This window comes from Ramlibacter monticola, assembly GCF_016722785.1.
Classification (GTDB): domain Bacteria; phylum Pseudomonadota; class Gammaproteobacteria; order Burkholderiales; family Burkholderiaceae_C; genus Ramlibacter; species Ramlibacter monticola.
This window is the reverse complement of the sequence record NZ_JAEQNE010000019.1, coordinates 1-1433: the sequence shown is the minus strand read 5'-3', so window position 1 is coordinate 1433 and position 1433 is coordinate 1. Positions and strand designations below refer to the sequence as shown.

1 protein-coding gene is annotated in these 1433 nt (G+C 63.4%); it reads right to left on the bottom strand.

Annotated features, from left to right (window positions below):
- Positions 1-105: 105 nt before the first annotated feature.
- Positions 106-1380 carry an IS256 family transposase gene (locus tag JJ685_RS29540; protein WP_201677985.1) on the bottom strand — a complete coding sequence of 425 codons (1275 nt, stop codon included), beginning with the start codon at positions 1378-1380 and terminating at the stop codon, positions 106-108.
- Between the last annotated feature and the right edge of the window lie 53 nt (positions 1381-1433).

Here is a 1433-nt window from a genome sequence, read left to right as displayed (position 1 = left end):
ATGGGGCTGTCCGAATTTTTGTGTTCGAGGCGCTCGGCAGACTTGTCCACGGCGGCGGGCGTCGCTTGCGACGAACGCACGCCGCGGTGGGCAAGTCGGTGCATCTTACGGGGCGGTCCTTCGGGTGAATCGGTCTTCGTAGAGGATGGCGAACTGGTTCATCGCTTCCTTCCAATGGTGCGCGGGGTGGCCCCAGTCGGCGGTGATGTTGCGCAGGGCTAGCCAGAGCAACTTGCTGACCGAATCGTCACTTGGGAAGTGCCCGCGGCTCTTGATGATCTTGCGCAGCTGCGAGTTGATGCTCTCGATCGCGTTCGTCGTGTAGATCACGCGGCGGATCTGCGGCGGAAACACGAAGAAGGGAATCACGTGGCTCCAGGCGCGCCGCCAGGCAGCCACGACGGTGGGAAATTTCTGCCCCCACGGCCCCCGCTCGAAGGCGTCCAGTTCGGTCTCTGCGGCGTCGGCGCTGGCAGCGGTGTAGATCGGGCGAATTGCCGCAGCAAGTGTCTTTCGCTCTTTCCAGCCGGCGTAGTCCAGGCTGTTGCGAATCAGGTGCACGATGCACGTCTGCAAGGTGGTGGCCGGAAACACGGTGCTCAGCGCCTCGGGCATGCCTTTGAGGCCGTCGGTGACGGCAATCAGGATGTCACCCACCCCGCGGGTCTGTAGGTCGTTGAACACCTTCATCCAGAACTTGGCGCCCTCGGTGCCTTCGATCCACAGGCCCAGGATGTCGCGGCTGCCATCGGGCAGCACGCCCAGCGCGAGGTAGATCGCCTTGTTGCGCACCACCGCGTCTTCCTTGATCTTCACGCGCAGCGCGTCGAAGAAGACCACCGGGTACATCGGCTCCAGCGGGCGTGACTGCCAGGCAGTGACCTCAGCCATCACCGCCTCGCTGACCGAGCTGATGAACTCGGCGGAGACGTTGACCCCGTAGCTCTCCAGCAGGAAGCCCTGAATCTCGCGCATGGTCATGCCGCGCGCGTACATGGCGATGATCTTGTCGTCAAAGCCGGTGAAGCGCCGCTCGTGCTTGGGAATCAGGATTGGGCTGAAGCTGCCGTCCCGGTCGCGCGGAATGTCCAAGCGCAGGGGGCCTTCCCCGGTCAGCACAGTCTTGCCCGTGGTGCCGTTTCGTTGGTTGCCGGCCGTATCGGGCTTTGCCGCTCCAGCAGGGTAGCCAAGGTGGTGCCCGAGCTCGGCGCCCATGGCCCGCTCGATCAGGGCCTTCTTGAAGGCCATTGAGGCGGCGTTCACCGCCTCCCCCGTCATCGGGCCGGTCACGAACTGGTCAATCAGCTCCTTGGGGATTTTCGGCAGTGCAGCCGACTTCGCCGCGATCTCCGCGTTCTTCAACTTCGTCTTGCTGGGCATAACTGGTCCTCTGGGTCATGTTATGCCCCGAACACAAAATTCAGGACAGGCTC

Coding starts and splice junctions, on each gene's coding strand:
- JJ685_RS29540 (WP_201677985.1), bottom strand. CDS start 1,380: ATGCCCAGCAAGACGAAGTTGAAGAACGCGGAGATCGCGGCGAAGTCG.